The sequence below is a fragment of the Streptomyces sp. NPDC104761 genome (assembly GCF_055583445.1).
In genome coordinates this window covers 23,536-45,687 of record NZ_JBVJNZ010000005.1, presented here as the reverse complement: position 1 = coordinate 45,687, position 22,152 = coordinate 23,536, and the positions used below count along the sequence as shown (strand labels likewise).

At 72.2% G+C, this 22,152-nt stretch carries 21 protein-coding genes, 1 pseudogene and 1 riboswitch; of the genes and pseudogenes, 14 read left to right on the top strand and 8 right to left on the bottom strand.

Annotated features, from left to right (window positions below):
- Window positions 1-22: 22 nt before the first annotated feature.
- Both pdxR and ACZ63F_RS15645 read left to right on the top strand, forming a co-directional pair.
- Window positions 23-1,486, top strand: coding sequence for a MocR-like pyridoxine biosynthesis transcription factor PdxR (gene pdxR / locus ACZ63F_RS15650; RefSeq protein ID WP_469711494.1), 1,464 nt, complete (start codon window positions 23-25; stop codon window positions 1,484-1,486).
- Window positions 1,487-1,716: 230 nt separating this feature from the next.
- Entirely contained in the window at window positions 1,717-2,238 is a 522-nt protein-coding gene (locus ACZ63F_RS15645) for a CGNR zinc finger domain-containing protein (RefSeq protein WP_469711491.1), read from the top strand.
- A gap of 78 nt (window positions 2,239-2,316) precedes the next feature.
- On the opposite strand, the gene ACZ63F_RS15640 is transcribed toward ACZ63F_RS15645, so the two are convergent.
- The gene (locus tag ACZ63F_RS15640) at window positions 2,317-3,144 is read right to left on the bottom strand and encodes a DMT family transporter (protein WP_469712038.1); all 828 of its coding nucleotides are present in this window, start codon (window positions 3,142-3,144) and stop codon (window positions 2,317-2,319) included.
- 118 nt (window positions 3,145-3,262) lie between these two features.
- Window positions 3,263-4,201: pseudogene (locus ACZ63F_RS15635) on the bottom strand (hydrolase); the annotation flags it as partial.
- Window positions 4,202-4,468: 267 nt separating this feature from the next.
- Here ACZ63F_RS15635 and ACZ63F_RS15630 point away from each other — a divergent pair.
- Complete coding sequence (locus ACZ63F_RS15630) at window positions 4,469-4,813, top strand: hypothetical protein (protein ID WP_469711488.1); 345 nt, start codon at window positions 4,469-4,471, stop codon at window positions 4,811-4,813.
- A gap of 7 nt (window positions 4,814-4,820) precedes the next feature.
- Window positions 4,821-6,011: a glutathionylspermidine synthase family protein gene (locus ACZ63F_RS15625; protein WP_469711486.1), complete on the top strand. Its 1,191-nt coding sequence runs from the start codon at window positions 4,821-4,823 to the stop codon at window positions 6,009-6,011.
- A gap of 66 nt (window positions 6,012-6,077) precedes the next feature.
- Here ACZ63F_RS15625 and rocD read toward each other — a convergent pair whose 3' ends face one another.
- Entirely contained in the window at window positions 6,078-7,283 is a 1,206-nt protein-coding gene (rocD, locus tag ACZ63F_RS15620) for an ornithine--oxo-acid transaminase (protein ID WP_469711485.1), read from the bottom strand.
- 104 nt (window positions 7,284-7,387) lie between these two features.
- Window positions 7,388-7,478, top strand: a riboswitch (ZMP/ZTP riboswitch).
- 33 nt (window positions 7,479-7,511) lie between these two features.
- On the opposite strand from rocD, the gene ACZ63F_RS15615 reads away from it, so the two are divergent.
- The 3 genes from ACZ63F_RS15615 to ACZ63F_RS15605 all read left to right on the top strand — a co-directional run bounded on the left by ACZ63F_RS15615 (window position 7,512) and on the right by ACZ63F_RS15605 (window position 10,833).
- Window positions 7,512-8,966 carry a glycine hydroxymethyltransferase gene (locus ACZ63F_RS15615; RefSeq protein WP_469711483.1) on the top strand — a complete coding sequence of 485 codons (1,455 nt, stop codon included), beginning with the start codon at window positions 7,512-7,514 and terminating at the stop codon, window positions 8,964-8,966.
- Between the two features lie 145 nt (window positions 8,967-9,111).
- Window positions 9,112-10,125, top strand: a complete 1,014-nt coding sequence (trpS, locus tag ACZ63F_RS15610; protein WP_469711482.1) for a tryptophan--tRNA ligase — start codon at window positions 9,112-9,114, stop codon at window positions 10,123-10,125.
- Between the two features lie 129 nt (window positions 10,126-10,254).
- The gene (locus ACZ63F_RS15605) at window positions 10,255-10,833 is read left to right on the top strand and encodes a 2'-5' RNA ligase family protein (protein ID WP_469711479.1); all 579 of its coding nucleotides are present in this window, start codon (window positions 10,255-10,257) and stop codon (window positions 10,831-10,833) included.
- A 14-nt stretch (window positions 10,834-10,847) separates the two neighbouring features.
- Here the strand turns inward: ACZ63F_RS15605 and ACZ63F_RS15600 are convergent, their stop codons facing one another.
- Together ACZ63F_RS15600 and ACZ63F_RS15595 are read right to left on the bottom strand one after the other, a co-directional pair.
- The gene (locus ACZ63F_RS15600) at window positions 10,848-11,603 is read right to left on the bottom strand and encodes a decaprenylphospho-beta-D-erythro-pentofuranosid-2-ulose 2-reductase (RefSeq protein WP_469711477.1); all 756 of its coding nucleotides are present in this window, start codon (window positions 11,601-11,603) and stop codon (window positions 10,848-10,850) included.
- Window positions 11,604-11,628: 25 nt separating this feature from the next.
- Window positions 11,629-12,984, bottom strand: coding sequence for an FAD-binding oxidoreductase (locus ACZ63F_RS15595; RefSeq protein ID WP_469711475.1), 1,356 nt, complete (start codon window positions 12,982-12,984; stop codon window positions 11,629-11,631).
- Between the two features lie 139 nt (window positions 12,985-13,123).
- Here ACZ63F_RS15595 and ACZ63F_RS15590 point away from each other — a divergent pair, with 139 nt between their 5' ends.
- From ACZ63F_RS15590 to ACZ63F_RS15575, 4 genes are all read left to right on the top strand, one after another.
- On the top strand, window positions 13,124-13,624 hold the full coding sequence (locus ACZ63F_RS15590) for a phosphatase PAP2 family protein (RefSeq protein WP_457701237.1): 501 nt from the start codon (window positions 13,124-13,126) through the stop codon (window positions 13,622-13,624).
- Window positions 13,625-13,703: 79 nt separating this feature from the next.
- Window positions 13,704-14,648 (top strand): decaprenyl-phosphate phosphoribosyltransferase, encoded by a 945-nt coding sequence (locus tag ACZ63F_RS15585; protein ID WP_352354882.1) that lies wholly within the window; start codon window positions 13,704-13,706, stop codon window positions 14,646-14,648.
- Window positions 14,645-15,070 carry a GtrA family protein gene (locus ACZ63F_RS15580; RefSeq protein ID WP_469711472.1) on the top strand — a complete coding sequence of 142 codons (426 nt, stop codon included), beginning with the start codon at window positions 14,645-14,647 and terminating at the stop codon, window positions 15,068-15,070. Before ACZ63F_RS15585 ends, ACZ63F_RS15580 begins: the two co-directional genes overlap by 4 nt.
- Entirely contained in the window at window positions 15,058-15,963 is a 906-nt protein-coding gene (locus tag ACZ63F_RS15575) for a YihY/virulence factor BrkB family protein (RefSeq protein ID WP_352354840.1), read from the top strand. The genes ACZ63F_RS15580 and ACZ63F_RS15575 overlap by 13 nt, the downstream gene beginning before the upstream one ends.
- On the opposite strand, the gene ACZ63F_RS15570 is transcribed toward ACZ63F_RS15575, so the two are convergent.
- Window positions 15,911-17,179 carry a D-alanyl-D-alanine carboxypeptidase family protein gene (locus ACZ63F_RS15570; RefSeq protein ID WP_469711470.1) on the bottom strand — a complete coding sequence of 423 codons (1,269 nt, stop codon included), beginning with the start codon at window positions 17,177-17,179 and terminating at the stop codon, window positions 15,911-15,913. The genes ACZ63F_RS15575 and ACZ63F_RS15570 overlap by 53 nt on opposite strands.
- A 91-nt stretch (window positions 17,180-17,270) precedes the next feature.
- Between ACZ63F_RS15570 and ACZ63F_RS15565 the strand changes: the two genes are divergently transcribed.
- From ACZ63F_RS15565 to ACZ63F_RS15555, 3 genes are all read left to right on the top strand, one after another.
- Window positions 17,271-17,510 carry an SCO4848 family membrane protein gene (locus ACZ63F_RS15565; RefSeq protein ID WP_294011328.1) on the top strand — a complete coding sequence of 80 codons (240 nt, stop codon included), beginning with the start codon at window positions 17,271-17,273 and terminating at the stop codon, window positions 17,508-17,510.
- A 254-nt stretch (window positions 17,511-17,764) separates the two neighbouring features.
- Window positions 17,765-19,321: an ABC transporter substrate-binding protein gene (locus ACZ63F_RS15560; RefSeq protein WP_469711466.1), complete on the top strand. Its 1,557-nt coding sequence runs from the start codon at window positions 17,765-17,767 to the stop codon at window positions 19,319-19,321.
- A gap of 5 nt (window positions 19,322-19,326) precedes the next feature.
- Window positions 19,327-19,728: an ATP-binding protein gene (locus ACZ63F_RS15555; RefSeq protein WP_469711464.1), complete on the top strand. Its 402-nt coding sequence runs from the start codon at window positions 19,327-19,329 to the stop codon at window positions 19,726-19,728.
- 135 nt (window positions 19,729-19,863) lie between these two features.
- On the opposite strand, the gene ACZ63F_RS15550 is transcribed toward ACZ63F_RS15555, so the two are convergent.
- Window positions 19,864-21,297 (bottom strand): sensor histidine kinase, encoded by a 1,434-nt coding sequence (locus ACZ63F_RS15550; protein WP_469711462.1) that lies wholly within the window; start codon window positions 21,295-21,297, stop codon window positions 19,864-19,866.
- Complete coding sequence (locus ACZ63F_RS15545) at window positions 21,294-21,983, bottom strand: response regulator transcription factor (protein WP_352354832.1); 690 nt, start codon at window positions 21,981-21,983, stop codon at window positions 21,294-21,296. Before ACZ63F_RS15545 ends, ACZ63F_RS15550 begins: the two co-directional genes overlap by 4 nt.
- Window positions 21,984-22,152: the final 169 nt, after the last annotated feature.

The window sequence follows — 22,152 nt, the reverse complement described above, 5'->3', positions numbered from 1 at the left end:
CCCAGGGGTATGGTCCATTTCCATGGAGAAGACATGGGCCACTTCACCACCCAGGCCCGCTTCGCCCGCCCGGCCCGCGCGGACCGCCCTGGGCATCGACCTCCACCTGGAGCCTGCCGCCGGTCCGGGCCTGCGCCGGGGCCTGACCGACGCGCTGCGCGAGGCCGTGCGCAGCGGCCGGCTGCTCCCCGGCACCCGGTTGCCCTCCTCCCGCACCCTCGCCGCCGACCTGGCCATCGCCCGCAACACCGTCGCCGACGCCTACGCCGACCTGGTCGCCGAGGGCTGGCTCACCGCCCGGCAGGGCTCCGGCACCCGGGTCGCGAGGGGCGTGGCGCCGGTGCGGCAGGCGGCGACCCCCGCGGGTACGGCTGCCCACCGGCCCGCCTACGACCTGCGCGCCGGCTTCCCCGACGTCTCCGCCTTCCCGCGCGCCGAGTGGCTGAAGGCCGCCCGCCGCGCCCTCACGGCCGCCCCCAACGAGGCCTTCGGCTACGGCGACCCCCGAGGCCGCCCCGAACTGCGCACCGCGCTCGCCGCCTACCTCGCCCGCGCCCGGGGCGTGCGCGCCGACCCCGAACGGATCGTGATCTGCGCCGGGTTCTCGCACGGCCTGAGCCTGCTCGGCGGCATGCTGCGGGCCCGCGGGGCGGACACGGTCGCCGTGGAGCCGTACGGCCTCGACGAGCACTGGCAGCTGCTCACCGCGGCCGGACTCCGCCAGGTCCCGCTGCCCTTCGACGGACTCGGCACGGACACCACGAAGCTGGCCAAGGGCCCGGCCGCGGTGCTGCTGACGCCCTCGCACCAGTTCCCGATGGGCGTGCCGCTGCACCACGACCGGCGGGCGGCCGTCGTGGACTGGGCGCGGCGCACCGGCGGCCTGGTCCTGGAGGACGACTACGACGGCGAGTTCCGCTACGACCGCCGGCCCGTCGGCGCCCTCCAGGGCCTCGCCCCCGACGAGGTGGTCTACCTGGGCACCGCCAGCAAGTCCCTGGCGCCCGGGTTGCGGCTGGCCTGGCTGGTGCTGCCCCCGTCGGTGGCCGGGGAGGTGACGGCGGTCAAGGGAGGCGTCGACACCTGCAGTGCACCGGAGCAGCTGACCCTGGCCGAGTTCATCACCTCCGGCGCCTACGACCGGCACGTCCGCGCCGCCCGCTCCCGCTACCGGCGCCGCCGCGACGCCCTGGTCACGGCCCTCGCCGAGCGCGCCCCGGCGATCCGGGTCACCGGCATCGCGGCGGGCCTGCACGCCGTGCTGCGGCTGCCGTCCGGCACCCGGGACCGGGTGATCCGGGCCGCCGAGGACCGCGGCCTCGCCGTCGAGAGCCTCACCCCGCGCCACCGCCACCCCGACGCGGCCGTCGTACCCCCCGACGCCCTCGTTCTCGGCTACGGCACCCCGCCCGACCACGCCTGGTCGGGCGCGCTGGACACCCTGTGCACGGTGCTGTCCGACCCCGGTGTGACCGGCGCCGCCTGAGTTCCCCGGATCCGGATGGACACGTGATTCCCGGCCCGGCAGAACGATGCCGGGCAGATCCTGTTCCGCGTTTCGGCTGCGGGTGGGTGGGGGCTGGTCGCGCAGTTCCCCGAGCCCCTGGAGGGGCTCTGTCGGCGCCGGCGTGCGCCTTTGGGCCGAGCCGCTTCCGCCGATCCGCCCGTTCCGGCCGTCCGTGTAACCTGTCTGGTGCGTCGATTCGGTTAGGAGGGATGGCGGTGGCCGACAGGGAAGAGCAGGACGCGCTGCTGCTGGAGCTCCTCAACAGCACGCCGGTCGTCAACGGGGTCGTCCAGGATCTGCTGGCGGACCCGGAGGCGGCACGGTCCTGGCAGCGGGCGCACGGCGGCAGCGGGACCGCGGCCGAGCTCCGCGGCCTCGTGGCCGCCCGCGACGCTCTTCAGGAGGTGGTGCGCGGCAACCTGCCCGCCACCTCACTGGCCCCGCTCCTGGACGGCGTCACCTCCCGCCCGCACCTCTCGCCGGCGGGCGTGTCGTGGCAGCTGGACGCCCCCGCGGAACGGCGGATGGCCGCGGAGGCGGTCATGGCGTGGAGCGGCGTACAGCAGACGCTGCCGGGCCGGCTGCGGCCGTGCGCCAACCCGGAGTGCCGGCTGTTCCTCATCGACCGCAGCAGGACCAACAAGGCCCGCTGGTGCTCGATGGCCGTGTGCGGCAACCGGATGAAGGCGCGCCGCCACTACCAGCGCACCCGCGACGCCGTGCCGGACTGACGGCGGGCGTCCGCGGGCAGAAGGCCGGGGCGGAAGGCCGGGGCGGAAGGCCGGTGCGGAAGGCCGGGGACGGCGGCCTCACCGCTCCTCGGCCGTGACCGGCGCCTCCCCGAACCGGCCCAGGGCCAGCGCCCCCGCCACGGCCACCGCGAAACCGAGCACCGCGAGCCAGGTCAGCCCTTCCCGGGTGCGGTCCCCGAGCCACACCACCCCGACCGCCGCCGGACCGATCGTCTCCCCGATGACCATGCCGGCCGTCGCCGTGGTCACCGAGCCGCGCTGCAGCGCCGAGGTCAGCAGCATGAAGGCGCCGCCGCCCCCGACCAGCAGCGCATAGGTCGCGGGGTTGGTGAACAGCCCGGCCGGCCGCAGCGTGTCGATCAGCCGCACCGACACCTCCACCACGCCGAACCCGAACCCCGCCCCGAGGCCGAGGACCAGCGCCCGCCCCCGCCCGGTCAGCCGCCCGCCGGCCAGGCCGAGCAGCAGCACCCCCACCGCGGTCCCGAGCATCACCCACTTCAACGCCGTGGACCCGGCCCGGTCGCCCTCCGGGCCCGACGCCAGCCCCAGCATCGCGAGCCCCGCGCACACCACCCCCACCGCGGCCCACTCCACCCCGCTCAGCCGCACCCGCAGCAGCCGCGCCGCGACCACCGCGGTCACCGCGAGCGACGAGGCCAGGGCCGCGCTGACCGCGTAGATGGGGAGCGCCCGCAGCGCCAGGATCTGGAACACGAAGCCGAGCCCGTCGAGCCCCAGCCCGACGACGTACCGCCACTGCCGCACCGCCCGCAGCAGCAGCGCGGCCTCCCCGCCGGCGCCGTCACCGGCCGCCCGCGCGGCCATCGCCTGCAGGACCGTCGCCGTACCGAAGCAGATCGCGGCCGCCAGGGCACACACCATTCCGAAGAGCACAGAGGGACTGTAGGGGAGGCGGCCTGCGGTGATCGGGCGGAAAGGTAAGAACGAGCGGGTCCGGGGCGATTCCGGACCCGCTCCTCGGGCGTCGTCCCGGACGTCAGCTCGCGCCGGCCAGCCAGGCGGTGGCGTTGAGGGCGAGGGCCGCGTTGGTGGCGCCGCTGTCGTTCCAGCCGTCGTACAGCGTGTTGCCGGACTGGCCGGTGCCGTCGTCGATCGGGGAGCTGTCGCCCCAGAACGCGACCCGCCCGCTGCCGAAGGTGCTGGTGGCGAAGAAGGCACCGGTGTTGCCTGAGTAGCCGCTTCGGTACACCAGGCCCTTGACCGCGGAGTTGTCCGAGGGCTTGAGCGTGGCCGTCGTCCCGTCGGCGATCAGGCTCTTGGTGACCGTGCCGAAGCCGCCGTGCAGCACCGGGTTGCTGCTGTCGCTGACGGCCTTCGGGTAGCCGGAGCTGATGTCCAGCGAGTCGATCGAGAAGCCGAACGGGTCGGTCGAGTCGACGCTGTTGTTGGTCATCAGATCGTTGAGGATCTCGACCGCGTCGTAGCCGTCGTTGTTGCGGTCGGCCCCGGTGTGGTCGGAGATCATGAACAGCCCGCCGCCGTTCTTCACGAAGTTCATGATCGCCGTCTTCTCGGCGGTGGTGAACCTGGTGTTGGGCTCGGGGAGCACCAGCGCGTCGAACTTGGACAGGTCGGTCGTCGACGAACCCCCGTACGTGAGGGCGCTCGTCGCGGTCTTCAGGCTGTAGTCGCCGGTCTTCTGCAGGGCGATGCCCCACGACGACAGCGCGCCGGTCCAGTCCTTGTCCGAGGACGGGGAGGAGTCCTGGGCGAGCGGGTCGGGCTTGCTGGTGGAGATGATCCAGTCCGCGTTGCCTGCCTCCTCGGCGTGGCCGTCGTCGAACAGGACCTTGTAGGTGGTGGCCGCGTGCGCGGGGGTCGCGGCGCCGGTGGCCTGGACGGCGGCACCGGCGGTGAGCAGGCCGAGCACGGTCAGAGCCGTGGTGAGGGTGCGGCGCGGTACGGCGAAGCCGGGCATCTGTCATTCCTCCATCGGTGGGGGGTGCGAGAGGGATGGCGGTGCGGGTGGTGCGTCACGAGTCGTTCTGCGCGCGTAGACTTCGAAGTTGATCGTTCACCTACGGGCAGCAGGACCGTACCGGCAGGACGTGGCGCGCCGACAGGGACCCGGCGACTTCACAGGTTTTTCTTACCTGTGCATGACAATCCGGCCCCGTCCGGTGGTGGCTCGAAACCGCTCGTCTAAGCTTTCGCCGGACTTCGCATCGCACGGGGGAGAACGAACATGGCGGACGCGCGCCGGCAACTGCGCTCGGGCACGGTCGTCCTCGGTGGCATGGGCCTGCTGGCCGCCGCCCTGACCTCCTGCTCCGCCGACCCCGACAAGCGCTGCGTCGACCGCGACAGCTACGCCGCGGCCAAGGGCTACCAGGTGGTCTCCGACAAGAACTGCACCTCGGCCAAGTCCGCCGTCGACGCGGGCTACTACTACGGCGGCAAGAAGAAGGGTGGCTGGGTCAGCGGCGGCTCCTTCACCAAGCCGCGCAGCGGTTCGGGTGGCTCCTCCGGCGGCGGCCACAGCGTCAAGCGGGGCGGCTTCGGCGGCGAGCACGGCAGCTCCGGCGGCTGACCGCGCCGTGGAACGCCGTACGACCGAACCCCGCCCCGGCTGGCAGCGCACCGTCGAGGAACAGGGTCTGATCTACCCCCTCACCCGCCACCCCGACGGCACCCTGCGCCCGTACTGGGACGAGAGCGCCTACTACGCCTTCACCCTCGACGAGGTGGAGGCGCTGGAGGGGACCGTCGAGGAACTGCACGCCATGTGCCTGGCGGCGGCGGACCGCATGGTCAAGGAGAACCGTTTCGCCGACCTGGGCATCACCGACCCGCGCGTCGCGGCGGCCGTCACCGAGTCCTGGCACCGCCGCGCCGAACTCCCCTCCCTGTACGGCCGCTTCGACCTGCGCTACGACGGCACCGGCCCGGCGAAGCTCCTGGAGTACAACGCCGACACCCCCACCTCCCTGGTGGAGGCCGCGTCGGCGCAGTGGTTCTGGATGGAGGACCGCTTCCCGGGCGCCGACCAGTGGAACAGCCTCCACGAACGCCTGGTCGCCGGCTGGCGGAAACAGGCCCCCCTCCTCCCGTCCGGCGCCCCGCTGCACTTCGCCCACTCGTCCGCCGACGAGCTCGGCGAGGACCTGATGACGGTCGCGTACCTCAAGGAGACGGCGGACCAGGCGGGCCTCGCCACCGACTGGATCCCCATGGAGGAGATCGGCTGGGACAGCCTCTCCGGCCGCTTCGTCGACAACCGGCTCCGGTTCATCCGCAGCTGCTTCAAGCTCTATCCGTGGGAGTGGCTCACCACCGACGCCTTCGCCGCCCACGTCCTCGACACCCTCGACAACGGCGGCGGCACCGGCACCACGATGTGGATCGAGCCCGCCTGGAAGATGCTGCTCAGCAACAAGGCCCTGCTGGCGGTCCTCTGGGAGCTGTACCCCGGCCACCCGAACCTCCTCCCGGCCTACCTCGACGGACCGAGGGAGCTGGCGGCCACCCGCGGATACGTCAGCAAGCCGCTGCTGGGCCGCGAGGGCGCGGGCGTCCGCGTCCACGCGCCGGGCGCGGAGCCCGTCGTCCGCGACGAGCCCTGCTGCTACCAGGAACTGGCCCCGCTCCCCGACTTCGACGGCAACCACGTGGTGCTGGGCGCCTGGGTGGTGGCGGAGGAGGCGGCGGGCCTGGGCATACGTGAGTCGCAGGGGTTGGTGACAGATGATTACGCCCGCTTCTTGCCGCACGTGATTCTGCCCGCGTGAGGGGCGCGGGGAACTGCGCGAACACCCCCACCGGCCGGCGGCCGAGTACGCACCGGTCCGCCCCCCCTACGCACTCAACACCCCCCACAACTGCTCCACCCCCCACTCCAGATCCTCCTCCGCCACCACCAGCGGCGGAGCCACCCGCACCGTCACCCCGTGCGTCTCCTTCACCAGCACCCCCCGCTCCATCAGCCGCTCCGCCACCGCCCGCCCCGAGCCCGCCTCCGGATGCACGTCCACCCCCGCCCACAGCCCCCGCCCCCGCACCGCCGTCACCCGTCCGCTCCCGGTCATCTCCGCCAGCCGGCGGTGCAGCAGGTCCCCCAGTTCGGCCGCCCGCTCCTGGAACTCCCCGGTCCGCAGCATCGCGATCACCTCCAGCGCCACCGCGCAGGCCAGCGGGTTGCCGCCGAAGGTGGACCCGTGCTCCCCGGGCCGGAACACCCCGAGCACCTCCGCGTTCGCCACCACCGCCGACACCGGCAGCACCCCGCCGCCCAGCGCCTTCCCGAGGACGTACACGTCCGGTACGACCCCCTCGTGCTCGCACGCGAACGTCCGCCCGGTCCGCCCCAGCCCGGACTGGATCTCGTCCGCGACGAACAGCACGTCCCGCTCGCGGGTCAGTTCCCGCACCCCGGCCAGGTAGCCCTCCGGCGGCACGATCACTCCCGACTCGCCCTGGATCGGCTCCAGCAGCACCGCGACCGTGTTCTCGGTCACCGCGGCCCGCATCGCGGTCAGGTCGCCGTACGGCACGATCTCGAAGCCCGGGGTGTACGGCCCGTAGTCCGCCCGTGCCTCCGGATCCGTGGAGAAGCTGATCACGGTCGTCGTACGGCCGTGGAAGTTCCCGCCCGCCACCACGACCTTCGCCGTCTGCGCCGGCACGCCCTTGACCCGGTACCCCCACTTCCGGGCGGTCTTCACCGCCGTCTCCACGGCCTCCGCGCCGGTGTTCATCGGCAGCACCGTCTCCATCCCGCACAGCTCGGCCAGCTCCGTGCAGAACGCTGCGAACCGGTCGTGGTGGAACGCCCGCGACGTCAGCGTCACCCGCTCCAGCTGCGCCTTCGCCGCCGCGACCAGGCGGGGGTGGCCGTGCCCGAAGTTCAGCGCCGAGTAGCCGGCCAGGAAGTCCAGGTACCGGCGCCCCTCGACGTCCGTCATCCAGGCGCCGTCGGCCGTGGCGATCACCACCGGAAGCGGGTCGTAGGTGTGCGCGCTGTGCGCGTCGGCGGCGGCGACGAGGGCTTCCGTAGTGGTCACGGCGACTCCAGGGAACGCGGCGGGATTGCCCCCTTTCCTACCCTCTGCCCCTGCCCGACTGGTGGACGCCACGGCCCTGTGGCCCGGCGTGCCCGGTAATGTGATCCGCGGGCCGTGACTGGCGCGCTGGGATGGGACCGACCATCGGGGAGCGGCCTGCGTCGTGACCGAGTGCCGTGCGCCTGGGCCGAACCGTGAATGCCGAAACGCCATGTCCGGAGGTCCCGAATGTCAGACAAGTCCGCGCCCCTGTCCACCGAGTCCACCGCCTACCGCGCCGCCCTGGACGTGATCCGCGCGGTCGAGCCGCGGGTCGCCGACGCCATCGGCCAGGAGGTCCACGACCAGCGCGAGATGCTCAAGCTGATCGCCTCCGAGAACTACGCCTCCCCGGCGACCCTGCTCGCGATGGGCAACTGGTTCAGCGACAAGTACGCCGAGGGCACGATCGGCCGCCGCTTCTACGCCGGCTGCCGCAACGTCGACACCGTCGAGGCGCTCGCCGCCGAGCACGCCCGCGAGCTGTTCGGCGCCCGGCACGCCTACGTCCAGCCGCACTCCGGCATCGACGCCAACCTGGTCGCCTTCTGGGCCGTCCTCGCCGACCGGGTCGAGGTCCCCTTCCTCGAAAAGACCGGCGCCCGCCAGGTCAACGACCTCTCCGAGGCGGACTGGGCCGAGCTGCGCCAGGCCTTCGGCAACCAGCGGATGCTCGGCATGTCCCTGGACGCGGGCGGCCACCTCACGCACGGCTTCCGCCCGAACATCTCGGGAAAGATGTTCGACCAGCGCTCCTACGGCACCGACCCGGCCACCGGCCTGATCGACTACGACGCGCTGCGCGCCCAGGCCCGCGACTTCAGGCCGCTGATCATCGTCGCCGGCTACTCGGCGTACCCCCGCCTGGTGAACTTCCGGATCATGCGGGAGATCGCCGACGAGGTCGGCGCCACGCTGATGGTCGACATGGCCCACTTCGCCGGTCTGGTCGCGGGCAAGGTCCTGACCGGCGACTTCGACCCGGTCCCGCACGCCCAGATCGTCACCACCACCACCCACAAGTCGCTGCGCGGCCCGCGCGGCGGCATGGTCCTGTGCGACGACTCCCTCAAGGACCAGGTCGACCGCGGCTGCCCGATGGTCCTCGGCGGCCCGCTCCCGCACGTCATGGCCGCCAAGGCCGTCGCCCTCGCCGAGGCCCGGCAGCCCGCCTTCCAGGACTACGCGCAGCGGATCGTCGACAACTCGCGCGCTCTGGCCGAGGGCCTGATGCGCCGGGGCGCCACCCTGGTCACCGGCGGCACCGACAACCACCTCAACCTGATCGACGTCGAGACGTCGTACGGCCTCACCGGCCGCCAGGCCGAGTCCGCCCTCCTCGACTCCGGCATCGTCACCAACCGCAACGCGATCCCCGCCGACCCGAACGGCGCCTGGTACACCTCCGGCATCCGCGTCGGCACCCCGGCCCTCACCACCCGCGGCCTCGGCACGGCGGAGATGGACGAGGTCGCGGGCCTGATCGACCGCGTCCTGACCACGACCGAGCCGGGCACGACGAAGTCCGGCGCGCCGAGCAAGGCCTCGCACGTCCTCGACGAGAAGGTCTCCACGGAGATCGCCCAGCGCGCGACGGACCTGGTCGCCGGCTTCCCGCTGTACCCGGAGATCGACCTGGGCTGATCGGCGCCGGTCAGGGGCAGCGCCCCTGAAAGGGGCGCGGGGAACTGCGCGACAAGCCCCCGCCGGGCCCGCAGTCCCCCGCGCTCCGAAACCACCCCCCACCGCCGGGCCGATCCCACCCTCGCCCTCTGAGAGAATGGTGAGCATGGCCTCTGACCGACCCCGCGTGCTCTCCGGCATCCAGCCCACCGCCGGCTCGTTCCACCTGGGCAACTACCTCGGCGCCGTCCGCCAGTGGGTGGCCCTCCAGGAGTCCCACGACGCCTTCTACATGGTCGTCGACCTGCACGCGATCACGGTCCCGCAGGACCCCGCCGACCTGCGCGCCAACACCCGGCTCGCCGCCGCCCAGCTGCTCGCGGCCGGCCTGGACCCGGACCGCTGCACCCTCTTCGTGCAGAGCCACGTCCCGGAGCACGCCCAGCTCGCCTGGGTCATGAACTGCCTCACCGGCTTCGGCGAGGCCAGCCGGATGACCCAGTTCAAGGACAAGGCCGCCAAGCAGGGCACCGACCGCGCGAGCGTCGGCCTGTTCACGTACCCCATCCTCCAGGTCGCGGACATCCTGCTCTACCAGGCCAACGAGGTCCCGGTCGGCGAGGACCAGCGTCAGCACGTCGAGCTCACCCGCGACCTCGCCGAGCGCTTCAACGGCCGGTTCGGCGAGACCTTCACCATCCCGAAGCCGTACATCCTCAAGGAGACGGCGAAGATCTACGACCTGCAGGACCCGGCGATCAAGATGAGCAAGTCGGCGTCCACGCCGAAGGGCCTCATCAACCTGCTCGACGACCCGAAGGCGACCGCGAAGAAGGTCAAGAGCGCGGTCACCGACACGGAGACCGTGATCCGCTACGACGCCGAGCACAAGCCGGGCGTCTCCAACCTGCTCACCATCCACTCCACCCTCACCGGCAGGTCGATCGCCGAACTCGAGCAGGAGTACGAGGGCAAGATGTACGGCGCGCTCAAGACGGACCTCGCCGAGATCATGGTCGACTTCGTCACCCCGTTCCGGGAGCGCACCCAGCAGTACCTGGACGACGCGGAGACCCTCGACTCGATCCTCGCCAAGGGTGCCGAGAAGGCGCGGGCCGTCGCGGCCGAGACCCTGGCCCAGGCCTACGACAGGGTCGGCTTCCTGCCCGCCAAGCACTGAGCGGGGCGAAGCGCTGCACATCACTTCGGCCACGGCTGCCCGGGAGGCGGCCGTGGCCGTACAGTCGAAGCCGGACGCCCGGGTACGAACCCGACATGTGTCCGCCCACCACGACCGACGGGAGATGACGTGGGGACCGTAACGATCGGCGTGTCGATCGCGGTCCCGGAGCCTCACGGCAGCCTGCTCCAGGAGCGGCGCGCGGGCTTCGGCGACGCCGCGGCCCACGGCATCCCCACGCACGTGACCCTGCTGCCGCCGACCGAGGTCGACGAAGGGGAGCTGGCCGCGGTTCAGGCACACCTCGGCGAGGTCGCCGCGGCGGGGCGGCCCTTCCCGATGCGGCTCTGCGGTACGGGGACGTTCCGGCCGCTGTCGCCGGTGGTCTATGTCAGGGTCGCCCAGGGGGCCGAGGAGTGTGCCTGGCTCCAGGCACGGGTGCGGGACGAGGCGGGACCCCTCGCCAGGGAACTGCAGTTCCCGTACCACCCTCATGTGACCGTCGCTCACGGGATCGACGAGGCCGCCATGGACCGGGCGTTCGCCGACCTGGCCGGTTACGAGGCCGAGTGGCCCTGTACCGGGTTCGCGTTGTACGAGCAGGGCGCGGACGGGGTGTGGCGGAAGCTGCGTGACTACGTGTTCGGGGGCGCTGTCGTGCCGCCTCAGGTGGGGCACGCGGAGCGGGGATCCATCCCCAGCCGGTAGCCCGCGGGCCGGAGTCAGACGGGCAGCCTGCGGAAGACCGACCGCGGCATGTGCCGCAGTGCCGACATCACCACGCGCAGCGTGCCCGGTACCCACACCACCTCCGAGCGCCTGCGCAGCCCCAGTTCGATCGCCGTCGCCACCGCCTGAGGGGTGGTGGCGAGCGGGGCTTCCGCCAGGCCCCGCGTCATCCTCGTGCGGACGAATCCGGGCCGTACGACCATCACGTGCACGCCAGTCCCGTGCAGCGCGTCGCCCAGTCCCTGCGTGAAGGCGTCCAGGCCCGCCTTGCTGGAGCCGTAGATGAAGTTGGCGCGGCGGGCGCGTTCGCCGGCGACGGAGGAGAGGACGACCAGGGAGCCGTGGCCCTGGGCCTGCAGGGCCCGTGCCGCGACCAGGCCCGCCGAGACGGCGCCCGTGTAGTTGGTCTGGGCGACGCGCACGGCGTTCACCGGATCGCGCTCGTCGGTGGCCTGGTCGCCGAGGATGCCGAAGGCGAGCAGGACCAGGTCGATGTCGCCGTTGGCGAAGACCTTGCCGAGAGCCGTCTCGTGGGACTCGGGGTCGAGCGCGTCGAAGGGGACGGTGTGGACGTCGGGGCCGAGGGCGCGCAGCTGCTCGGCGGCCTGTTCGAGGCCGGGGGAGGGGCGGCCGGCCAGCCAGACCGTGCGGGTGCGGCGGGCGATCAGCCGGCGCGCGGTGGCCAGCGCGATCTCCGACGTACCGCCGAGGACCAGCAGGGACTGGGGCATTCCGAAGGCGTCCTTCACGGCAACTCCTTGGGCTGGAGGAGGACTAGAGACCGAGACGGCGGGACAGGTCGGAGACGAGGACCCCGCGGGGGTCCAGCTCCGCGCGCAGGGCGCGGAAGTCGGCGAGCCGCGGGTACATCGCGGCGAGCAGGTCGGGACGGAGCCGGGCGTCCTTGGCGAGGTAGACGCGGCCGCCGGCGCCGGCGACCTCCTCGTCGAGTTCGTCGAGGAAGGCGCCGAGACCGGGCAGCCCGGCGGGGATGTCGAGGGCGAGGGTCCAGCCGGGCACGGGGAAGGAGAGCCAGCCGGGGTCGGCCTCGCCGAAGCGTTTGAGGACGGCCAGGAAGGACGGGCAGCGGCGCTCGGAGATCCGGGCCACGATCCGGTGCAGGGCGGCCTCCTGGCCGTGTCCGACGGCGAACTGGTACTGGACGAAGCCGGCCCGGCCGTAGACGCGGTTCCAGTGCGGTACGCCGTCCAGGGGGTGGAAGAACGCGGAGATGCGCTGGAGCTGGCCGACCCGGGCGCGGGGCGCCTTGCGGTACCAGAGCTCGTTGAAGACGCCGACGGTGGTGCGGCCGAGGAGGCCGTCGGGGAGGAAGGCCGGGGCGGGTGGCAGCTCGCGGGGGCGGAAGGCCAACGGGGCGCGCCCGGCGCGGCGGTTCCCGGCGAGCGCCTCCCTGGGCGCGTGGTCGCCGCGGGTGAGCACAGCGCGCCCGGTCGCCGCCCCGCGCGCGAGCAGGTCGATCCAGGCGACCGAGTAGCGGTAGCGGTGGTCGGTCCCGGTCAGGCGGGCCATCAGGTCGTCGAGGTCGGTGGCGCGTTCGGTGTCGACGGACATGTACGACGTCTCGACGGGGAGGAGGCGGACGGTCGCCGTGAGGATCACTCCGGTCAGACCCATGCCGCCGGCCGTCGCGTCGAACAGCGGGGTGCCGCGGCTCACCGTGCGGACCTGGCCGTCGGCGGTGAGGAGTTCGAAGGACAGCACGTGGCGGGAGAACGATCCCGAGACATGGTGGTTCTTGCCGTGGATGTCGGCGCCGATAGCGCCGCCCACCGTCACCTGGCGGGTCCCCGGGGTCACCGGGACGAACCAGCCGAGCGGCAGCAGCACCTCCATCAGGCGGTGCAACGAGACCCCGGCGTCGCACAGCACGGTGCCGCCGTCGGCGTCGATGGCGTGGACGCGGTCCAGACCCGTCATGTCGAGCACGGCACCGCCGGCGTTCTGCGCCGCGTCGCCGTAGGCCCGCCCGAGGCCTCGCGCGATACCGCCGCGCGCCCCGCAGTTCCGGATCGCGTCCGCCGCCTCCTGGTAGGTCCGGGGACGGATCAGGCGGGCGGCGGTGGGGGCGGTGCGGCCCCAGCCGGTGACGGGGACGGTCTCTCCAGACATACGGCGACCGTAACGCCCGTTATGGGAAATTAGCGCTATTGGCCACGGGAGATCGCCTGACTCCCCGAAACGGGTGATTATCCGAATGTCGCTCAATATGGTCGTAGCTTTGGCGGGGTGAGGGTGAACAGTGAGTCCAATGGACGACATGGACCACCGGATCCTCTCCGCACTGCACGCCTGCGGCGCCGATCCACGCGTCGCGTCGGCCGCGCGCGGTCTCTCCCTCGCCGGTGAGCACGGCGCGCTCTGGCTCGCGGCGGGCCTCGCCGGGGCCGCCGTGGACGGCGCGCGGCGCGGCGCCTGGCTGCGCGGCACGGCGCTCGTCGCGGTCGCGCACCTCGGCAGCATGGGCGTCAAACGGGTCGTACGCAGGGCCCGCCCCGCGCACGTCCGGCCCCGGATGCGCACCGCGGGCCGGCACTCGTTCCCCAGTTCGCACGCCACCTCCGCGGCGGCCGCCGCCGTCGCCTTCGGCGCACTCGGGGTGCCCGCCCTCGCGCCGCTCGCGGCCGCCATGTGCCTGTCCCGGCTGGTCGTCGGCGTGCACTTCCCGACCGACGTGGCGGCGGGCGCGGCCCTCGGGGCGCTCACGGCCCGCGCCGGGGCACGCTGGATGAGCGGAGCGGGCCGTGACTGAGACCGCGCACGCCGCCGCGCAGGAGGCCGCCGGAACGGCACCGGGGGAGGGCCGGGCGGAGGGCGCCGCTGAAACGACTCTGCACGGACAGCGCGCCCACCCCTCCCGGGCCCACGCACCGGCACGCGCGCGTGTCACCCCCGGCGGCCTCCTCACGGGCCTGCTGCGGACCACCCGCCCCAAGCAGTGGGTCAAGAACACCCTCGTCGTCGCCGCCCCGGCCGCCGCCGGACGCCTCTTCTCGGTGCCCGCGCTCGGCCGCCTCGCCCTGACCTTCGCCCTCTTCACGGCCTGCGCCGCAGCCGTCTACCTGATCAACGACGCCCGGGACGCCGAGGCCGACCGCGCCCACCCCGTCAAGTGCCGCCGACCGGTCGCCGCGGGCCAGGTCCCGGTGCCCGTCGCCTACGCCGCCGGCGGCCTCCTGGCCGTCCTCGCACCCCTGCTCGCGGCCCGGCTCACCCCACCCCTGGTCCCCGTCCTCCTGACCGCCTACCTGGGCATGCAACTGGCGTACTGCGTCGCCCTGAAGCACGTCCTGGTCGTCGACCTCGTCGTCGTCACCACCGGCTTCCTGATGCGGGCGATGATCGGCGGGGTCGCCCTCGGCATCCCGCTGTCCCGCTGGTTCCTGATCACCACCGGCTTCGGTGCGCTCTTCATGGTGGCGGCCAAGCGCTACTCCGAGGCCGTGCAGATGGCCGGAAAAGCGGGCGCCACGCGCGCGCTGCTCACCGAGTACACCACCGGATACCTCCGCTTCGTCTGGCAACTGGCCGCCGGAGTCGCGGTCCTCGCCTACTGCCTGTGGGCCCTCGAAGGCCACGACGGGCCCGCCGCCGGCCTGCTGCCCTGGCGCCAGCTGTCCATGGTCGCCTTCATCCTGGCGATCCTGCGGTACGCCGTCTTCGCCGACCGCGGCACCGCGGGCGAACCCGAGGACGTCGTCCTGCGCGACCGCGCCCTCGCCCTGATCGGCCTGGCCTGGCTCGCCATGTACGGCCTCGCGGTGGCCCACTGGTGACCGCGCCCGCGCGCGAGCTGATCGGCTTCGCGACCGTCGGCCTGCTCGCCTACGCCGCCGACCTCGGCCTCTTCAGCCTGCTGCGCGGCCCGGCCGCCCTCGACCCGCTCACCGCCAAGTCCCTGTCCTTCGTGGCGGGCTGCACGGTCGCCTACCTCGGCAACGCCCGCGGCACCTACCGGCACGCCCGCGCGACCGGGGCGCGCACCTACGCCGTCTTCGTCGCCGTGAACCTCGCCGGCGCCCTGGTCCAGTTGCTCTGTCTCGCCGTCAGCCACTACGGACTCGGCCTCACCTCGCAGCGCGCCGACACCGTCTCCGGCGCGGTCGTCGGTATGTCGATGGCCACGATCCTGCGGTTCTGGGGTACCCGGACATTGGTGTTCCGCGGAGGGGGCAGAGTCGGATCATGGACTGGCTGAGAAAACTCCCCGTCGTCGGCCCCCTCGTGGGCTGGTTGATGACGACGCACGCGTGGCGGTCGTACGAGCGGCTCGACCGGGTGAAGTGGTCCCGGCTGGCCGCCGCCATGACCTTCATCAGCTTCGTCTCGCTCTTCCCGCTGCTGACCGTGGGCGCCGCGATCGGCGCCGCCACGCTGAGCGAGTCGCAGCAGCAGGACCTCCAGAAGAAGATCGCCGACCAGGTGCCCGGCATCTCCGACCAGCTGGACATCCACTCCCTGGTGCAGAACGCCGGCACGGTCGGTCTCATCGCCGGTGCCGTCCTGCTGTTCACCGGCATCAACTGGGTCGGCCAGATGCGGGACTGCCTGCGCGCGGTGTGGCAGCTGCCCGACAAGGACGAGAACCCGATCCTCGCCAAGGCCAAGGACGGCGTCATCCTGATCGGCTTCGGCGGTGCCGTGCTCGTCACGCTCGCCGTCTCCACCATCGCCTCGGCGGCGGTCGGCTGGACGGGCCGCCAGCTCGGCATCGCCGAACACAGCTGGGGCAGCCTGCTCCTGCGCATCGCCGCGTTCCTCGTCGCCGTGGCGGCCGACTTCCTGCTCCTGCTCTACGTCCTCACCCTGCTGCCCGGCGTCGAACCACCGCGCCGCCGCCTGCTGGTCGCGGCACTGATCGGCGCGGTCGGCTTCGAACTCCTCAAGCTGCTGCTCAGCGGCTACATCCAGGGCATCGCAGGGAAGAGCATGTACGGCGCGTTCGGCGTCCCGGTGGCCCTGCTGCTGTGGATCAACTTCACGGCCAAGATAGTCCTGTACTGCGCCGCCTGGACGGCGGAGGAGACCACCGCCGAGTTCAGGGACGAGTCCGCCGGCGCACCAGATCCGGCAGCGGCCAACGGCGGTTGACCAGGAACGCGGCGCCCGCCAGCAGCACCACCGCGCCGCCCGCGATCCCCAGCGCCACCCCGACCCCGCCGGAGCCGTTCGCGGAGGCGGCGGCCACCGGTTTCGCGCTCGCGCCGCCGTCCTTGCCGACGGCGGTGGCCCGCGGGGAGGCACCGGAGGTCGCGGCCCCCCTGGGCGGCACCAGCTCGCCCACCGGAGTCACCTTGCCGGCCGCCTGGAAACCCCAGTCGAAGAGCCTGGCGGTCTCCTTGTAGACCTCGTTGTGCTCCTTCTTCTCCGGGTTCATCACGGTGACCAGCAGCACCCGGCCGTTCCGCTCGGCGACCCCGGTGAAGGTGGCGCCCGCGTTCGTGGTGTTGCCGTTCTTCACCCCCGCGATGCCCTGGTACACCGGGACGTCGGTGTCACCGCTCAGCAGCCGGTTGGTGTTCTGGATCTCGAAGGACCCGCGGACCGACCTGCCCTTCGCGTTCTTCGTCGTGTCGCCCGGGAAACTGGCCCGCACGGTCGAGCAGTACTCCCGGAAGTCCTTCTTCTGCAGCCCGGAACGCGCGAACAGCGAGAGGTCGTACGCCGACGACACCTGCCCCGGCTGGTCGTACCCGTCCGGACTCACGACGTGGGTGTCCAGTGCCTGCAGCTCGTCCGCGTGGGCCTGCATGTCCCGGACGGTCTGCTCGACACCGCCGTTCATCGCGGACAGCACGTGCACGGCGTCGTTGCCCGAGCGCAGGAACACCCCGAGCCAGAGGTCGTGGACCGTGTAGGTCTGGCCCTCCTTTATCCCGACCATGCTGGAACCGGCGCCGATCCCCGCCAGGTCGGCCGGCACCACCTTGTGCGGGGTCGACTTCGGGAACCGGGGCAGCACGGTGTCCGCGAACAGCATCTTCAGGGTGCTCGCCGGGGGCAGCCGCCAGTGCGCGTTGTGCGCGGCCAGCACCTCGCCCGACTCGGCGTCCGAGACGATCCAGGACCGCCCCGTGATGTCCTTCGGCAGCGCCGGCACCCCGGCGGCCAGGTTCACCTGGGTACCGGGCTGCCCGAGACGGGTGCCGCCCACCGTCGACATGCCCGCCGGGGGAGTCGCCGACGGAGTCGCAGTCGTGGACGGGGTCGGTGCGGCGAGCGCGGCAGGCGCGGTGGACGACAGGGACAGCAGGGCGGCGGAGGCGACCAGCAGCACGCGGCTGGCCTTCGGCTTCGGAGCGGGCACGGACGAGAACGTACCCGCCACGGAGGGTGAAGTCCCGTCACCGACTCCACCCCGGAACCGGAACCGGACAGCGGCCGGAGATACTGAACCCATGAAGCTCAGTCGTCCGGTCTCCTGGTTCCTGCTCGCCTTCGGGGTGTGGAGCTGGTTCATCTGGATCACTTTCGTCAAGAACCTCGTCAAGGACGGCAGCGGTCTCGCCTTCGACGACGGGCATCCCACGGCGTACTTCTGGATCCACCTGACGCTGGCCGTCGTGTCCTTCGTATTGGGGACGGTCATCGGGGTCATCGGGTTGCGCGGAGTGCGCGCACTGCGCCGTACGTCATAGCCCTCCGACATCACGGTCGCCGAACTCGCGTCGCGGCGGGCCTGACCGGGACCGCCTCGAACGCGCTGTGGAAGAGCTGTGAAATCCGGCGGAAACAAGCCATCGGTAAGTTCTTCCTCATCTAGTCAGATCGCTCTTCCCCCACACGAAACACCTGTGATTAGGTGAGCCGCGTCACTTAGGGGAGTGACACCTGTGGAGGGCCTGGGCAGGGCCTGGAACGGACCCGTGCTGGTCCTGGGGAGGCACCAACCATGCGATCTGTTCGCATGCGGATTCTCGTGACACTCGTCGTTCTGGCGGTCGTGGGGATCGGCGGCTGGCAGCTGCTGCCGTCGCAGGAGAACAAGAACAAGACGATCACCGTCGGCACGACCGACGCCGTCACCTCGCTCGACCCGGCCGGCGCCTACGACGCCGGTTCCTGGGCGTTGTTCAACAACGTCTTCCAGACGCTGCTCACCTTCGAGCCCGGCGGTGTCCAGCCGGTCCCGGACGCGGCGCAGAGCTGTGACTTCACGGACTCCGGCCTGCAGACGTACCGCTGCGTGGTGCGCGACGGGATCACCTTCCCGAGCGGCCGGGCGATGACCGCCGAGGACGTGAAGTACTCCTTCGACCGGGTCAAGAAGATCAACTCCGATGTCGGCCCGGCCTCCCTGCTCTCGACGCTCCGCTCGGTGACCGCCTCCGGCAAGACCGTCACCTTCCACCTGTCGTCCGCGGACGCGACGTTCCCGTTCAAGCTGGCCACCGGCGCCGGCGCGATCGTCGACAAGGACACGTACCCGGCGGACAAGCTGCGCACCGACAACTCGGTGGACGGCACCGGTCCGTACACCCTGACGTCGTACACGAAGGACAAGCAGGCGACCTTGCGGCCCAACGGCGACTACAAGGGCGTGCTGAGCGGCACCGGCCGCCCCGTCGAGCTGCGCTACTACGCCGACTCGGCCAAGCTCGCCGACGCCTACAAGGCCAAGCAGGTCGACGTGGCGACCCGGACGCTGCCGCCCAGCATGGTCTCCAAGCTCTCGCCGAGCGACCCCGACCAGCGCGTCCTGGAGTCGGACAGCTCCGAGACCCGCAACCTGTACCTGAACACCCGCAAGAGCTCGCCCCTGCACGACGTGCTGGTCCGCCGGGCCCTCGCCTGGCTGATCGACCGCGAGCAGCTGGCCTCGACGGTGTACTACGGCACGGTGCAGCCGCTGTACTCACTGATCCCGAGCGGCCTCACCGGGCACACCACGTCCTTCTTCGACAGCTACCCGACCCAGAGCGTCGCCAAGGCGAAGGCGCTCCTGGCGGAGGCCGGCGTCAGCACGCCCGTCGAGTTCACCTTCGGCTACGGCATCGGCCACGGCGCGGGAGCCGAGGAGGCCGCCGCGCTGAAGAAGCAGCTGGAGGCGGGTGGCCTGTTCAAGGTCGACGTCAAGGGGTACGAGTGGACCGACTTCCAGAAGTCGTGGGCCCAGGGGAAGATGGACGCCTGGGCGGTCGGCTGGGTCGCCGACTATCCCGACCCGGACACCTTCGGCGCCTCCCTGGTCGGCAGCGACTCCGTGATGAGCACCGGCTACAGCAACAAGGCCGTCGACGGCCTCCTCCAGGACAGCCAGCGGTACGCCGACCGCGGCCGTGCCGACCAGGACTTCCGGAACGTCCAGACGGACGTGGCGAACGACGTCCCGCTGATCCCGCTGTGGCAGCGCACCGACTACGTCCTCAGCAGCGAGGACGTGGGCGGGGCCCAGTACCTCACGGACAGCACGGGCGTGTTCCGCCTGTGGAGCCTGAACTGGATCTGACGGGCGTGCTCAGACGCAACGCCTTCCGGCTCCCCCGGCACCCGGCGTCCGTCGGCCTGGCCCGGCACCGGGTCCGGGACCACCTGGCCGCGTGGGGCCACGGCGCGGACACCCCGGCCGTCGACGACGCCCTGCTCCTCGTCTCGGAACTGGCCACCGATGTCGTCCGTCACCGCCCCCTCCTGGAGCGGGAGTTCGAGGTGGCGGTCACCGCCCTGGCCGACGGCTCCTGCCTGCTGGAGGTGTCCGACGAGGGGCGTGCCGAGCCCCGCCTCCGGATCGTCCGGGAGGACGACGAGACGGGTCGGGGCCTGCACCTGGTCGACACGATCGCGGCGGCGTGGGGGGTGTGGAGCAGGGGAGCCCACGGCACGACCGTGTGGGCGCTGATCTCAGCCGACCCGTAGCGATGTCCGGCCGCGGCGCCGTCGTGGTCGCTCGCGCAGTTCGCCGCGCCCCTGAAACGGCGCGCACTGCAATGCCCTTCTTTCAAGAGGCGCGAGGAACTGCGCGACCAGCCCCCACCCACCCGCCCCCGGATCTCATACCGACCGCAACGTCACCGTCACCGCCAGACCCTCCCCCGGTGAGGTCCGCACCCGCACCTCACCCCCGTGGGCCTCCACCACACCCTGCACGATCGCCATCCCCAGCCCGCTCCCCTCCGCACTCCCCACCCGGAAGAACCGGTCGAAGATCCGCCCCGCGTCCTCCTCCCCGAGCCCCGGCCCCTCGTCGGCCACGCACACCCGGACCACCCCGTCCGCCCGCTCCACCCCCAGCCGCACGGCCGCCTCCACCGGCGTGTGGACACGCACGTTGGCCATCAGGTTCCCCAGCACCTGCCGCAGCCCCGACTCGTCCGCCCGCACCAGCACCGCCCCGTCGGCCGCCACGGCCACCGGCCGCCCCGGCTGCTGCGCCCGCAGGTCCTCCGCCGCGTCCCGCACCAGCCGGCTCACGTCGACGTTCTTGAACCGGATCTCGGGCCGCTGGTCGAGCCGGGCGAGCAGCAGCAGCTCGTCCACGAGGCGGCCCATCCGGTCGACTTCGCCGTGCATCCGGTCCCAGGCCCGCCGCCGCTCCCCGGGCTCGCTCAGCATCCCCTTGTCGTACAGCTGGAGATAGCCGCGGATGGCGGCGAGCGGTGTGCGCAGCTCGTGCGAGGCGTCGGCGACGAACCGGCGCAGCTGGGCCGCGCTGCGCTCGCGGGTCCGGTACGCCGTCTCCACCTGGTGGAGCATGGCGTTGAGGGCCAGCCGCAGCTGCTCGACCTCCTCCGTCGGATGCTGGCTGGAGGGCACCCGACGGGTCAGGTCGCCCTCGGCGATCGCCGACGACGTCTCCACCATGTCCTCCAGCGGCAGCAGCCGTCTCCGCACGCTGTACATGGTCAGGCAGCACAGCAGCGCGAGCAGCAGCGTGCCGACCGCGAAGTCGAGCCTGAGCGCCTTGCCGATGCCCTTGTGCAGCAGCTCGGTCGAGGTGGCCAGCAGGATGCAGGAGCCGTCGGCGAGCCGGGTCGCCGTCACCCGGTAGGAGGCGCCGTGCACGTCGACGTCGCGCGGGTCGGGCGCGTCGGCGAGGGCCGCGGGGTCGGACACGGCGGCGGCGAGGGAGCGCTGGGCCTCGGTCGGCTTCATGTCGAAGAGGGAGGTCGCCTCCCCCCTGGCGTCGATGAGCGTGAAGATCGAGTCCGGGGTCGGGTCGGACTCGGCCGGGGTGACCCGGTCGCGGATCACGCCGAGCGCGCCCAGCGAGTCGACCTGCCGCAGGGTCAGCCCCGAACTCCCCAGTGACGTCCGCATCTTGAGCAGTTCGGAGTCCACCTGGTCGAGCAGGTACAGCCGCATGCCCATGATGCTCGCGACGGCCGCCACCACGATGCCGACGGCGAGCAGTCCGACGTTGGCCAGGGTGAGCTTGCCGCGCAGCGAGTGCAGTCCGTGCCGGTGCCGGCGCTTGCCCAGGCTCATGTCAGGCCGTACCCGACGCCCCGCCGGGTGGTGATCACCGGTGCTCCCAGCGCGTCGAGCTTGCGCCGCAGGTAGCTGATGTAGGTCTCGACGACGGTCGACTCGGAGGGTATGTGCTCGTACTGCCAGACGTGCCTGAGCAGTTGCTCCTTCGGCACGATCCGGCCGCCGTTGCGCACCAGGAAGCGCAGCAGCGCGTACTCGGTGGGGGTCAGCTCGACCGTACGGCCTGCGCGGTGCACCGAGTACGTCGTCTCGTCCAGCTCCAGGTCGCCGTAGCGCAGCGGCGGGCGCTGCTGGATGACGTCCGCCGGGCGGGTGCGGCGCAGCACGGCGCCGATCCTGGCGACGACCTCGTCGATGTTGAACGGCTTGGTGATGTAGTCGTCGCCGTAGCCGAGCGCCCCGACTATCTCGGCGGGCGCGTCCCGCGCGGTGAGGAACACCAGCGCCAGGTCGGGCTGCCGGGCGCGCAGTTCGCGGGCGAGGGCCCGTCCGTCGCCGTCCGGCAGCATCACGTCGAGCAGGGCCGCGTCCGGCCGGGTGCGCTCGGCCAGCGCGAGGGCGTCCCGGACCGTACCGGAGGTCATCACCTCGAACCGGTGGTAGCGCAGGGCGATGGCGAGGACGTCCGCGATGCTCGGCTCGTCCTCCACGATCAGCACGGTGCTGCCTGGAGCCGTCATGCCCCCAGTATCGGCGCCGCCGCCGACGGCCGGGGGCGCGCAGCTTTGGAGTTCCTTGAGAGTCATGCGCGCCCCGTGTCCCGGCGCGCTTCCCGCTGCCGATCCTGTTGCCCAGGACCTGGGGGACCAACCGACCGAAGTGATCGACGACAAGGAGCTGTTGAGCGTG

Excerpts from the sequence above, each read along its gene's own strand:
- ACZ63F_RS15640 (WP_469712038.1), bottom strand. The coding sequence starts at position 3,144 with ATGGTGTGTGCCCTGGCGGCCGCGATCTGCTTCGGTACGGCGACGGTC.
- ACZ63F_RS15575 (WP_352354840.1), top strand. The coding sequence starts at position 15,058 with ATGGACTGGCTGAGAAAACTCCCCGTCGTCGGCCCCCTCGTGGGCTGG.
- ACZ63F_RS15560 (WP_469711466.1), top strand. The coding sequence starts at position 17,765 with ATGCGATCTGTTCGCATGCGGATTCTCGTGACACTCGTCGTTCTGGCG.
- ACZ63F_RS15615 (WP_469711483.1), top strand. The coding sequence starts at position 7,512 with ATGTCAGACAAGTCCGCGCCCCTGTCCACCGAGTCCACCGCCTACCGC.
- ACZ63F_RS15630 (WP_469711488.1), top strand. The coding sequence starts at position 4,469 with ATGGCGGACGCGCGCCGGCAACTGCGCTCGGGCACGGTCGTCCTCGGT.
- ACZ63F_RS15645 (WP_469711491.1), top strand. The coding sequence starts at position 1,717 with ATGGCGGTGGCCGACAGGGAAGAGCAGGACGCGCTGCTGCTGGAGCTC.
- pdxR (WP_469711494.1), top strand. The coding sequence starts at position 23 with ATGGAGAAGACATGGGCCACTTCACCACCCAGGCCCGCTTCGCCCGCC.
- trpS (WP_469711482.1), top strand. The coding sequence starts at position 9,112 with ATGGCCTCTGACCGACCCCGCGTGCTCTCCGGCATCCAGCCCACCGCC.
- ACZ63F_RS15565 (WP_294011328.1), top strand. The coding sequence starts at position 17,271 with ATGAAGCTCAGTCGTCCGGTCTCCTGGTTCCTGCTCGCCTTCGGGGTG.
- ACZ63F_RS15545 (WP_352354832.1), bottom strand. The coding sequence starts at position 21,983 with ATGACGGCTCCAGGCAGCACCGTGCTGATCGTGGAGGACGAGCCGAGC.
- ACZ63F_RS15595 (WP_469711475.1), bottom strand. The coding sequence starts at position 12,984 with ATGTCTGGAGAGACCGTCCCCGTCACCGGCTGGGGCCGCACCGCCCCC.
- ACZ63F_RS15590 (WP_457701237.1), top strand. The coding sequence starts at position 13,124 with ATGGACGACATGGACCACCGGATCCTCTCCGCACTGCACGCCTGCGGC.
- ACZ63F_RS15550 (WP_469711462.1), bottom strand. The coding sequence starts at position 21,297 with ATGAGCCTGGGCAAGCGCCGGCACCGGCACGGACTGCACTCGCTGCGC.